Raw genomic sequence first — 12,625 nt, forward strand, 5'->3', positions numbered from 1 at the left:
CGCGGGCGCGGCGTGTTCGCGGGCCTCCTGGTGTCTCGCGTCCGACCGTTTCGAGTGACCTGCAAGCAGTCGCTAGCGGCGCCGTCGAGACTCGCGACTTCGTCGCATGCGCTTCGACGACTCGGCTGTGTTCGATCCTGGATGGTCGAGTTCGGCCGACGTGGTTCGGCACCTGCAGCGCGCCTCATGCGCTAGGCCTTATATATCTGTGGTGGCTGCGCGGGTTGCGCTGGAATATCGGTTGTGCGGGCTCGGTAAGCTGCTACTTCGTGGTTTCGCCCAAGTCCGAGGATGTAGCGTTGGATCGACGTACCCGATTGCTGGCCGCGGCCGCGGTCACGCTGGGACGGTTGTCCGATGTGTTGACACCGTTGGGCGAGTTGTTCGCCGCGCGGGGGTATGAGTTATACCTGGTCGGGGGCAGTGTGCGCGATGCGGTGCTCGGACGGTTGGGGACGGATCTGGATTTCACCACCGATGCCAGGCCCGAGCAGGTGCAGGAGTTGTTGCGCGGGTGGGCCGATCATCTGTGGGATACCGGCGGGTTGGCGTTCGGCACGGTGAGTGCGTCGAAGGCCGATCAGCAGTTGGAGATCACCACCTTCCGTAGCGATACCTATGACCGGGTGTCGCGCAATCCCGAGGTCACCTTCGGCGATTCGCTCGAGGGCGACCTGGTGCGACGCGATTTCACCGTCAATGCGATGGCGGTGAAGATCGGGGCCGACGGGTCGCTCGAGTTCATCGATCCGCTCGGTGGGATGGACGCGCTGCTGGCCGAAGTGCTGGATACGCCTGCGGCGCCGGAGGATTCGTTCAACGACGATCCGTTGCGCATGCTGCGGGCGGCGCGTTTCGTCGCGCAGCTCGGCTTCGAACTGGAGCCGCGGGTGCGGGTCGCGATCGTCGCGATGGCGGGTGAGATCGAGCGGATCACCGCGGAGCGGGTGCGCACCGAACTGGATAAGCTCATCGCCTCCGCGCATCCGATCGACGGCATCAATGTCATGTGCGAGACCGGCCTGGCCCAGCTGGTACTGCCCGAGGTGCCCGCGATGAAGCTGGAGATCGACGAGCACCACCAGCACAAGGATGTCTACTGGCATTCGCTGACCGTGTTGCAGCAGGCCATCGACCTGGAAGAGGGTGACCCGGATCTGGTGCTGCGCTGGGCCGCGCTGCTGCACGACATCGGCAAGCCCGATACCAAGCGCAATGAACCGGGCGGCGGCGTCAGCTTCCATCACCACGAGGTGGTCGGCGCGAAGATGGTGCGCAAGCGGATGCGCGCGCTCAAGTACCCCAAGCAGTTCACCGAGGAAGTGGCGCGACTGGTGTTCCTGCACTTGCGTTTCCACGGCTACGGCAAGGGACAGTGGACCGATTCGGCGGTGCGCCGCTACGTCACCGACGCCGATGACCTGCTACCTCGGCTGCACAAACTGGTCCGCGCCGACTGCACTACTCGCAATAAGCGTCGTGCCGCCGCGCTGCGCGCCACCTATGACGAGCTGGAGACGCGGATCGCCAGACTGCAGGAGCAGGAGGATCTGGATCGGGTGCGTCCGGACCTGGACGGTAACGCGATCATGGAATTGCTCGGCATTCCCGCGGGTCCGGAGGTCGGCAAGGCATGGCGGTTCCTGAAGGAGTTGCGCCTGGATCGTGGACCGCTCACCAGGGACGAGGCCGAGGCCGCGCTGCTGGAATGGTGGAAAGCCCAGGTCTGAGCGGGACCTCGCCGGTCGATCAGAAGATGATCAGCGTGGTCCCCGCCACGATGGCCGAGCGGATCTGCGCCAGATCGAACGATCCGGTGATCGCCGGCAGCTCCACCCGGAACCGGATCAGATCGCCCTCGCGGGTGGCGTGCACGATGCGCGCGTCGTTCGGTAGCCGATCCAGCAGGATCGCCGGCGCGGTCACCAGCTTCCGCGGGATCCGGATGCCCAGCCAGTTCGCCCGGTGAATATCGACGGTCAGCAGGTTGTCGCGCACCTGCGCCTCCACCAGCGCGTTGATCCGGCGTTTGCGATGCTTCGCCCGGATCAATCCGCTCGCGTCGACGTCGAGTTTCCAATCGGGCTGCTGGGTATCGAGCCAGCCCACGAGCGCCTCGGCGGTGACGGTCCCGTTCAGATCCAGCTGCTGCACCCGCGCCTTCGTCGGCACGCCGGGCACCAGCCGGACCCCGTGCGCGATCACGGTGACCTGCTCGATCGGGTGATCGTCCCAGCGTAGCCGGGACAGCACGGTCTTGGTCTGGAAATGCGCGCCGCGTCTGCGCACCTTGAGCACCTGCAGGGTCGCGTGCAGATCGTGGCCGAGCAGGGTGGCGCTGACCTCCTGGCCGCCGAACCGGCTGAGAATGCCCTCGCTGAGCACGGTCATCAGCACGTCCGGCATGAGCGCGGTCACCGTGCCCGCGCCGAAGTCGGCCAGTGGATCCACCCAGGCGGTCGTGTAGGCGAGCCATTGTTCGAGCAGTGATTGATCGAAGAGGCGTTTACCCATGTCGACGGCCCGCATCGGTGACCATGACATCGGATCGAAGTACGTGGCCATGATTGCTCCGAGCGTACTTGGCGTCGGCGCACCCGACCACGTTCGCGGCTGTGACGATGTGGGCAATTGTGCGTATCCACGGAATGACGCGACTCGGCGGCTCGCGGCTCTACGCGCTGATCGGCTAGCCGTGCTGCGCGGCGGCCAAAGCGCGCATGCCATCGGCGCAGGACGGATAGCGCGGTGTCCAACCGAGCTCCGTCTTCGCCTTGGCATTGGACACTCGCATACTGGCCTGCGTCATGCGGTAGGCGTACGACATGGGCCGCATCATCCAGGCCGGTACGGTCAATGGCTTTGGTGTGCCGAAGGTTTCGGCCACCAGCTTGACGTATGCACCGAAGCCGAGCGGGGTGTCGTCCACGATGTTGTATGCGGCACCGGGCTTTCCGCCTTCGACGGCCAGCGCCACCGCCGCACCCGCATCGGCCAGATCGACCCACGGCAGCACCCGTCCGTGATCGTTCACCGTCGGCAGCTGTCGCTTGCGCAGCATCTCGATAATGGCCTCTGTGCCGCCCGCGCCGTAGAACATGCCGTAGCGCAATGAGATCCCTTCGATCCCATCGGCATTCAGCATCAGCTCTTCCTTGACCCGCATGCCTTCGAGGTGGGGTTCCACCGCTTTGTCGCCGGTCGATGCGAAGGGGTCGTCCTCGGTGAGCACGTGATCGCCGAAATCGCCGTAGCCGTAACCGAGGACCACGGATTCGGCGATGACCCGCCGGGCACCGACGGCGCGCGCGGCCTCCAGCAGGTTGGCGGTGCCGGTGATCCGCAGCGCATTGGTCGCGTACATATCCTTGTGCCGCATGGGCGCCTTGCGCAGTGCCGTCGCCGCGTGCACCACGGTGTCGACGGTGCGACCCTCGACCGCGCGCAGCAGTTGGTCGCGATTCATCAGATCGGCCTGGACATCGGCCCCGGCGCCGCGGGACAGCGAAATCACGGTGTAGCCGGACTGCCGGAGAGCGGTGGTGATGTGGGCGCCCAGCACTCCGCTCGCCCCGGCCAGCAATACGTTCTTGTTGTCGTTCATGGTCATCAGACAGCTGACCTCCTTCCGACGTGACACTGCCGAATGTGAGCTACCTCACTCTCGAAAGCATGCCAGGGCGGCGCGCCGAACGTGATCAGTTCCCGTACCCGCCGCCGCCGGGCGTCTCGATGACCAGCACATCCCCGGGGTCGAGGTGCGCCGAATCCGCCCCGCTCAGGTCCTGCACCGTGCCATCGGCACGCTCGATCCGGTTTCGGCCGAGGGCGCCGGGCGCGCCGCCCGCCATGCCGTACGGCGGCACCCGGCGATGACTCGACAGCGTCGAGACCGTCACCGGCTCGGTGAATCGCAGCCGACGCACCGCACCGTCACCACCACGCCATCGACCGGTACCTCCGCTCCCCGCGCGTACCGAGAACTCCTCGAGCAGCACCGGCAGTCGCCACTCCAGCACCTCCGGATCGGTGAGCCGGGAGTTGGTCATATGGGTCTGGACCACCGGAGCGCCGTCGAAACCGTCGCCGGCACCCGATCCGGATCCGATCGTCTCGTAGTACTGGCTGCGATCATTGCCGAAGGTGATGTTGTTCATCGTGCCCGACCCCTCGGCCTGCACCCCGAGCGCCGCGTACAGCGCGCCGGTAATCGCCTGGGAGGTCTCGACATTGCCCGCGACGACCGCGGCGGGCGGTTCGGGCGCGAGCATCGAACCGGGCGGCACGATGATCCGCAGTGGTCGCAGGCAGCCGTCGTTGAGCGGAATATCGTCGGCGACCAGCGTGCGGAAGACATACAGGACCGCCGCGTTCACAACGGCATAGGGGGCGTTGAAGTTACCGTCGAGCTGCCCGGAGGTACCACTGAAATCGATAGTGGCGCTGCGGTTTTCCCGATCCACGGTGATCCGAACGCGAATGGTCGCACCCAGGTCGGTCGCATAGGCGTATTCGCCGTCGTCGAGCGCATCGATGACGCGCCGCACCGATTCCTCCGCATTGTCCTGCACATGCCGCATATACGCCTCGACGACGTCGAGCCCGAAGTGCTCGATCATCTTCCGGACTTCTTCGACACCCTTGGCATTGGCGGCGATCTGGGCGCGCAGATCGGCGAGGTTGGTGGCCGGATTGCGGGACGGGTACGGCGCTTCGGTGAGCAAGCGCAGCGTCTCGTCCTCGCGGAACCGGCCGTCCTCGACGAGCAGCCAGTTGTCGAAGATGACGCCCTCTTCCTCGATGCGACGGCTGTTCGCCGGCATCGAACCGGGCGCGATACCGCCGATTTCGGCGTGATGGCCGCGTGATGCGACATAGAAGAGGATCTCGGCGCCCGCGGTGTCGAATACCGGCGTGATCACCGTGACATCGGGCAGATGGGTGCCGCCGTGGTAGGGATCGTTGACGGCGTAGGTGTCACCGGGGCGCATGCCTCCGGCCTGCCTGCGCCGGATGACCTCCTTGACGCTGGTCCCCATCGATCCGAGATGGACCGGAATATGCGGCGCATTGGCGACGAGATTGCCGTCGGGATCGAAGAGCGCGCACGAGAAGTCCAGGCGCTCTTTGATATTGACCGACTGCGCGGTCGACTCCAGCCGCGCGCCCATCTGCTCGGCGATGGACATGAACAGATTGTTGAAGACCTCCAGCAGCACGGGGTCCGCTTCGGTGCCCGCCTCTGGTCCGGCCACCGCTTCGACCCGTTCCATGATCAGATGTCCGAGGTCGTTCACCACGGCCTGCCAACCGTCGTCGACGACCGTGGTGGAGTTGGCCTCGGTAATGATCGCGGGCCCGCGCACCGCTTTCGTCGGCACCAATTCCGCACGCCGGTAAAGGAATACCTCGCGCAGAACGCCACCGGTATGCAGTCGCACCGACTCCGGCTCGCCTGATTTTGCGCGCGGCCCGGCCAGGTCGGCGAGATCGGGTGGTTCGGTGAGCCCGATCGCCTCGACCGAAAGCGCCTCGATCACGATCGGGCGGTCCAGCACGAAGGAGTAGGTGCTGCGGTGTCGTTCGACGAAATCCGCTGCCATCTCCGCCGGTTCGGTGAGTTCGACGGTGAGCGTGGTGTCGGTGCCGTCGTAGCGCAGCTGGGCGCGCCGCACGATACGCACCCGGTGCACAGGCACGTCCTCATCGAGTAGTTCGGCGCGAGCGATGGCCTCCAGATCATCGGCGATCTCGCCGACATGGTCCATCGACTCCTCGTGCAGCGGCAACTCCACCGAACGTTCGCGCATGGCGGTGGTATCGGCGAGACCGATACCGAGGGCGGAGAGCACACCGGCCATGGGCGGCACCACAACGGTGCGAATGCCGAGGGAATCGGCCACCTTGCAGGCGAGTTGGCCGCCCGCGCCGCCGAAGGTGGTCAGCGCGTACCGGGTCACATCGTGGCCCTTCTGCACCGAGATCCGCTTGATGGCGGCGGCGATATTGGCGACCGCGATTTCGAGATAGCCCTCGGCGACCTGTTCCGGTGTGCGATCGTCACCGGTGCTCTCCGCGATTTCGGCGGCCAGTTCCGCGAATCGGTTGCGTACCAGCGCATCATCGAGCGGCGCATTGCCATCCGGCCCGAAAACCCTTGGAAAATGTGCGGATTGGATGCGGCCGAGCATCACGTTGGCATCAGTGACCGTCAGCGGTCCGCCGCCGCGATAACAGGCCGGTCCGGGTGCCGCGCCCGCGGAATCGGGTCCGACACGGTAGCGGCTGCCGTCGAAATGCAGGATCGAACCGCCACCCGCCGCGACGGTATGGATATCGAGCATCGGCGCGCGCAACCGGACACCGGCGATCTGCGTGATGAACACTCGCTCGTACTCGCCCGCGAAATGCGATACGTCCGTGGAGGTTCCACCCATATCGAAGCCGATGACGCGGTCGAATCCGGCGAGTTCGGACATCCGCACCATGCCGACGATGCCGCCCGCCGGACCGGACAGGATGGCGTCCTTACCGCGGAACTGCCCGGCCTCGGTGAGTCCGCCATTGGACTGCATGAACATCAGCCGCACACCCGTGAGCTGGTCGGCGACCTGCTGGACGTAGCGGCGCAGCACCGGTGAGAGATAGGCGTCCACCACCGTGGTGTCCCCGCGCGGCACCAGCTTCATCAGCGGGCTCACCTCGCTGGACAGCGAGATCTGCGGAAATCCGATTTCGCGCGCGACCCTGCCGATCGCCTTTTCGTGTTCGGGATAAAGATGGGAATGCATGCAGACGACGGCGACGGCGCGGATACCACTGTCGTACAACGGCTTCAGTTCGGCCGCCAGTGCTTCGAGATCCGGCGGGGTCAGCACCGTGCCATCCGCCGTGACGCGCTCGTCCACCTCGATCACGTGCTCGTGTAGCAACTCCGGCAGCACGATCTCCCGCGCGAAGATCTGCGGCCGATTCTGATAGGCGATGCGCAATGCGTCGCGGAAGCCGCGCGTGATGACCAGCACGGTGCGTTCGCCTTTGCGCTCGAGCAGCGCGTTGGTCGCGACCGTTGTGCCCATCCGGACGGCATCGATATCGGCGGTGCCGCCCGCGTCGGCGAGGATTTCGCGAATGCCTGCCACCGCGGAGTCGGCATAGCGCGCCGGATTCTCCGAGAGCAGCTTGTGCGTGACGAGCTTGCCGTCGGGTCGACGGGCCACCACATCGGTAAATGTGCCGCCCCGATCGATCCAGAACTGCCAGCCCGGTGTCTCGCTCGTCACCGGCGCCGCCCGTGCGAAGTACGTATGCGCTGGTCGATCACATGCGCACCATACCGAATCACCGTCGGCGCGGATCCGAGCGCGGTCAGTGCGGCGGATCGATCTTCGCGTGCATGAGATACACGTTGTAGCTATCCCACGCCGAGATGGTGAAGTACAGATCCTCGCTCGTCGACCACGGATGGATGAAGCCGCCGTAGGCCTTCGGATAGTCGTCGGTGGAGACCAGCTGGACACCGTCGGTCCAGGCACCCTGCGGGCTCGCCGCGCTGCGCATCACGATCGCGCTGCGCGCCGAATCCAGATAGACCATCTGCCACTGTTCGGTGTCCTTGTCGAAGCGCACCGACAGCTCGCTTGCCATACCGAGAACCAAAGGCGTGGCCTGGTTTTCGGCCGCAGGTGCCCAGGTTCCACCCACCCAGTACTGGTAGGCCGATTTGTTCAGCACCTCGGTCTTCGGCACCCTGGCCAGGCCGATCACGCCGACCCGGCCGTTGGGCGTGCCGAACATATAGACGTAATTGCCCTGCGGGACCATGGCCGCCACCTGGAACCGGCCGAGCCCGAAGAAGTTGTCCCACCGGGCATGCTGATCCTTGACCCAGGTGCGGCCGTTGTCGTCGGAGTACGCGAGCCCGCCGTAATTGGTCGACCACAGGCCGGGGATGCGGCTCCAGTGGTTCACCGACATATAGCTCATGAACTGGCGCCGCCCGATCGCGAACCCGGAGGTCGGGATGGTGGTCGTCTCCCAGTTCTTGATCTTGCGGCTGGACAGCAGTTCGGTGGCGTGACAACGGCTGTCCTGCACCATGGTGTCGATGCCGAGTCCGTCGGCGAGATCGTGGTCGGTGCTGTAGCCGAGTACATTGCTGCGCCAATCGGGTCCGCCCACGCCGCCACTGGTCCAGCCGTCGCCGAAGGTGTCGCCGAAGGCCACGGCGACCTCGCCCGGTTTGGTCTCCCACATGATGCCGAGGTCGGTGCCGTCGACCTGCCAGCGCATATCGGTGCGGTTAGCCGAACCGTGCCCGGTCACCTGACCGACCAGATCCACCGACTCCACCAGCGGCGGGGCGATGGCGGCTGTCAGCGGTCCGGGTTCGTCCGGGTGCACGATCGGCGGTGGTGCGGGTTGCGGTTCGATTCCGTCGGGGCCGGGCACCGGGATCGGAATGGGTTCGATCTCCGGGCGGAACTCTATGCGCGGCAGACGGATCGAGCCGGAACCCGAAGTCGAACCGGAGCTCGAGCCGGATCCGGAACCGGAGCTGGACCCGGTGTCGGGCGCGCCTTCCGGTTCCGGATCGGTGGCGGGATCCGACGGCTTCGGTGTATCCCGAATATCCGGGCACGGATTGCGGCACGGGTCGGTGGGCAGCGGTTCCGGATCGATCCGGGTGTTGTCCGGCGGCGGATCAGGGACCGGAACCGGCGTGATCTCGGGAACCGGTACCGGGATATCGATCTGCGGGGGCAAAGGGGGCAGCGGTGGAGGCGGCGGTGCGTTCGGGTCCGGCGCCCGGTTCAACGGGTCGAATCCGATCTCGCCACAACTGTTCACCGGCGGCGGCGCCCACGGATGCTGCGCCGCCTGCACGACGGGCGTCGGTACGGTCAGTGCTCCGGCGAGCAGCACGCCCAGGATTACGGGCGCACAGGAATAATTGGCCGACGACGCGAACACACGCGTACTGCTCGGCCGAAATCCCATCCGTTGCTGACTCCCTGTCGATTCGGGTCGATGGGAGATCAACTTACCCGACCGAATCGTGCGAAGCGTGGAACCGGATGAGGCGCATTCGCGTCCAACCAGATATGAACGAGATCGAGTACGTGTTCGGAACCGGTGACGGCACGGTGCACGTCTGGACCAGCCAGGCGGATTTGGATCTATCCGGCTCGGGCGTCGGCGATGCGGTGGGACTCGACTTCGACGGCGACGGCCTGGTCGATGATGTGCTGTGGGATTCGCACGGCACCGGCGTTGCCGATGTGGCCGGGCTGGATCTCGACGACGACGGCGTACTCGACCATTTCTTCACCGATCCGACCGGCAACGGCACCTGGAATCACCAGATCACCGGCAGTCCGGCCGATGCGGACAGCGAACACCTGGCCTGGATCGAGCGCACCGAGCCCGAGCCGGATCATCTCGCCGCCGATCAATTCGGCGCTGCCTTGTCGAATGACGATGAGCCGCCACGAGATTCGCGCTCGTTCGATCCGCAAGCTCCGATCGAGCATGTCGCCGCGCTCCGGGATCACCGGACCTGGTCGGGCGATGAATCCACTTATCCGACAATGCCGTTCAACGAGTAACCGGCACCCGCCGACTGTTGACGGCAATGGCCACTATTCCGGCGCAATAGATTCCGGCACCGACCAGCACCACGCCGATAGAGCGCCCATCGGCCGGTATCACCGATGCGGTGAGCGCGATCGCCAGCACGAACGCGATATTGAATACGGTGTCCTGCAATGCGAATACCTGACCGCGCCTGGTGTCATCGATATCGATCTGCATGGTCGCATCGCCGGTCAGTTTGATGGTCTGCCCCGCGAGCCCGAACAGGAATGCCGCGACCAGAAGCAATTGATGCGCCCGATGCGCCGCGGTCCCCGCCGTCACGATCGCGGTCGGGGTGACCAGCGCCAACTGCACCACGGTCGCGGTTAACAGCCCGAGGACCACCGTGCGTGAGCGGCCGAGCCGCGGAATCAATACCGGTGCGACGACCGCCGCCACCAACATCCCGGCGGCGGTACAGCCGATGGCGAGCCCGAACCGGGTCAGCCCGGTATTCGCGCCGCCACCGTCGACGGGCGCCTGCCGCAGCACCAGCACCATGATCAGCGTATTGGTGCCGAATACGATCCGATGCGTGCCGATGCCGATCATCGCGGTGGTGACCTGAACCGCTCCCCAGACCGCGGCTGCACCGTGGCGCAGGCCGGTCGCGATCGCCCGCACCGCACTGTCGCGCGTCGCGGTTCCCGGCTCCGGACCGAGCACCCCGGGCCCGAACCCGGCCGCGAATACCGCACCGCAGGCCGACCACACGGCACTGATCGCCACCGCGACCGCCGACGCGAAATCACCTGCACCGATCAACCCGATGATCGCGACCGCCGCCGCGGCGCCGACACCGGCACATCCGGACGCCACCGTGGCCAGCACCGAATTCGCGGGCACCAGCCAGTGCAGATCGAGCACTCGGGGCAACGCGGCCGACACGCCCGAGAGCACGAACCTGCTGATCCCGACCACGGCAAGCGCGAGCAACAACAACGGCGTCGCACTACTGCCCGCCAACAGCCCGACGCTCACCGCACCGATCAGCACCGCCCGCAGCACATTGGCGACCAGCAGCACCGCCCGCCGATCCCAGCGGTCCAGTAGCGCACCGGCATACGGCCCGATCAGCGAGTACGGCAGCAGCAATACCGCGAACGCGGCCGCGATGGCGAGCGGATCGGTCTCCCGTTCCGGGTTGAACAGAATGGCACCGGACAGCGCCGCCTGGAACATGCCGTCACCGAACTGACCGGTAAAGCGGATCAGCGCCAAACGCAACACGCCGGGACTCTCGCGCAGCGCCGTCTGTAGCGAAACCGGCCGCGCGTCCGCGGGAGTGTTGCCGTCGGGGCGACCAGTAGACACGCCCAGAGGCTACTGTGTTTGATTTGCCGCGCCTGCGGCGCGGCGTGTTCGCGGCCCCCTGGTGCAATGTGGGCCTGTGACGGATCAAACGCAGTCCACCAGTGTGGAGATTGTTTCGCGCATATCCGGTGCCATCGGCAAATCGGCGAGCGCGGCCGCATCGATCCAGGCGAAGGCGTCGTGTTCGCCCGGGGCCAGCGCCACCGCGCCGGGCTCCACCTCGACGATGAAGCTGTACTTGCGCACTCGGGGTTTGGTCCTGGTGGCGTAGTCGAAGTCGCCGAGGAACTCGGTGATGGCGCGCACCCGCAGCCCGGTCTCCTCGTACAGTTCCCGCACCACGCATTCGGCCAGGGTCTCCCCGGATTCGACTCCGCCACCGGGCAGTTCGTACATGCCGCCGTGGTAATCGTCGGGTACGCGGCGCACCACCAGGAGTTTGCGATCGCGGAATACCGCGACACCGACGACGAAATCGCTGATTCCGTCGCGCTCTGCCGCATCGCGGAGTTGCTGCTCGATGCGTGCGAGCACCTCGGTTCGCATCCGTTCGTCACCTCCGATTCCGTTGTGGCACATGATGTTACGAATCCGCCGTGCACGCGTACAGAGCCCCGCCGTGTGCTGGCGGGCCGTGCCGACCGCCGACTCGACTAACCGGTCGGTACTGCTCGCCTGCCGTTCACCCGCAGCCGCGAGTGACTGCTTGCACGTCACTCGCGAAGATCAGCTCGCGTAAAATGCCGAGTGCAGGACAATTTACTAGGAATTCGGAGTACCAACGTCGTAAGTGCTCCTACCCTGAAAGGTGATCGGTGCACGGTCCCGAGAGGAGGACCACGATGTCCACACTCACGACACCACACATCGATGTCCATCGCGGCGGCGATCGCATGAAAACGCGCGTGTCCTGGCTGGATTCGAAGCACTCGTTCTCCTTCGGGGAGCACTACGATCCCGACAACACCCATCACGGGCTGCTGCTCGTCAATAACGAAGATATTGTTTCCCCTGGTCAGGGCTTCGAAACCCATCCGCATCGGGATATGGAGATCGTGACGTGGGTGCTCGGCGGCTCGCTGGTGCACCAGGATTCGCTCGGGCACAGCGGTGTCATCTATCCCGGTCTGGCGCAGCGGATGAGCGCGGGCACCGGAATTCTGCATTCGGAGAAGAACGACTCCTGGCGTCTGGACCACAGCACCGAACATGACCAGCCGGTCCATTTCGTGCAGATGTGGGTCGTACCGGACGAACCGGGCCTCGAGCCCGGATATCAGCAGCTCGAGATCGACGACGAATTGGCCCGCGGCGGCCTGGTGACCGTGGCCTCCGGCCTGCCGCGTTATCGCGATCGGACCGCGATCGCCATCGGCAGCAGCCATTCGGCGCTGCATGTGGCGCGGCTGGCCGACAGCGGGGAAACCGAGCAGGCGATCGACCTACCGGACGCGCCGTATCTGCATCTGTTCGTCGCAAGGGGCGAGGTGGAGATGGAGGGCGTCGGTCCGTTGTACGCGGGTGACGCCGTGCGCCTGACCAGATCGGGTGGGCAGCTGGTGACCGCCCACGGGCCGGCGGAGATCCTGGTCTGGGAGATGCACGCGCGGCTCGGCTCGGAATAACCGGCTCGTCACTAACATCCCTGCTCAGGCAGTGCGATCAGAAGGCGACT

The 12,625-nt window shown here is 65.7% G+C and carries 9 protein-coding genes; 3 read left to right on the plus strand and 6 right to left on the minus strand.

What is annotated here, in order from left to right; translation table 11 throughout:
• The first annotated feature begins 299 nt into the window (after nt 1-299).
• The gene (locus OIE68_RS32695; RefSeq protein ID WP_327094824.1) at nt 300-1,730 is read left to right on the plus strand and encodes a CCA tRNA nucleotidyltransferase; all 1,431 of its coding nucleotides are present in this window, start codon (nt 300-302) and stop codon (nt 1,728-1,730) included.
• Nucleotides 1,731-1,749: 19 nt separating this feature from the next.
• On the opposite strand, the gene OIE68_RS32700 is transcribed toward OIE68_RS32695, so the two are convergent.
• The 4 genes from OIE68_RS32700 to OIE68_RS32715 form a co-directional block, all read right to left on the minus strand.
• Nucleotides 1,750-2,565 (minus strand): hypothetical protein, encoded by an 816-nt coding sequence (locus tag OIE68_RS32700; RefSeq protein WP_327094825.1) that lies wholly within the window; start codon nt 2,563-2,565, stop codon nt 1,750-1,752.
• A 124-nt stretch (nt 2,566-2,689) separates the two neighbouring features.
• The gene (locus tag OIE68_RS32705) at nt 2,690-3,610 is read right to left on the minus strand and encodes an NAD(P)-dependent oxidoreductase (RefSeq protein WP_327094826.1); all 921 of its coding nucleotides are present in this window, start codon (nt 3,608-3,610) and stop codon (nt 2,690-2,692) included.
• Between the two features lie 88 nt (nt 3,611-3,698).
• Nucleotides 3,699-7,283: a hydantoinase B/oxoprolinase family protein gene (locus tag OIE68_RS32710; RefSeq protein WP_327094827.1), complete on the minus strand. Its 3,585-nt coding sequence runs from the start codon at nt 7,281-7,283 to the stop codon at nt 3,699-3,701.
• A gap of 85 nt (nt 7,284-7,368) precedes the next feature.
• Entirely contained in the window at nt 7,369-8,973 is a 1,605-nt protein-coding gene (locus OIE68_RS32715) for a DUF4185 domain-containing protein (RefSeq protein WP_419150596.1), read from the minus strand.
• 131 nt (nt 8,974-9,104) lie between these two features.
• Here OIE68_RS32715 and OIE68_RS32720 point away from each other — a divergent pair, with 131 nt between their 5' ends.
• A complete protein-coding gene (locus OIE68_RS32720) occupies nt 9,105-9,608 on the plus strand; it encodes a hypothetical protein (protein WP_327094828.1) in 504 nt (167 codons plus the stop codon).
• Here the strand turns inward: OIE68_RS32720 and OIE68_RS32725 are convergent.
• On the minus strand, nt 9,598-10,950 hold the full coding sequence (locus OIE68_RS32725; protein WP_327094829.1) for an MFS transporter: 1,353 nt from the start codon (nt 10,948-10,950) through the stop codon (nt 9,598-9,600). The genes OIE68_RS32720 and OIE68_RS32725 overlap by 11 nt on opposite strands.
• Nucleotides 10,951-11,034: 84 nt before the next feature.
• Nucleotides 11,035-11,496, minus strand: a complete 462-nt coding sequence (locus OIE68_RS32730; RefSeq protein WP_327094830.1) for an NUDIX domain-containing protein — start codon at nt 11,494-11,496, stop codon at nt 11,035-11,037.
• Between the two features lie 296 nt (nt 11,497-11,792).
• On the opposite strand from OIE68_RS32730, the gene OIE68_RS32735 reads away from it, so the two are divergent.
• Nucleotides 11,793-12,575 carry a pirin family protein gene (locus OIE68_RS32735; RefSeq protein WP_327094831.1) on the plus strand — a complete coding sequence of 261 codons (783 nt, stop codon included), beginning with the start codon at nt 11,793-11,795 and terminating at the stop codon, nt 12,573-12,575.
• Nucleotides 12,576-12,625: the final 50 nt, after the last annotated feature.

The sequence above is a fragment of the Nocardia vinacea genome (genome assembly GCF_035920345.1).
In the GTDB taxonomy this organism is placed as follows: Bacteria; Actinomycetota; Actinomycetes; order Mycobacteriales; family Mycobacteriaceae; genus Nocardia; species Nocardia vinacea_A.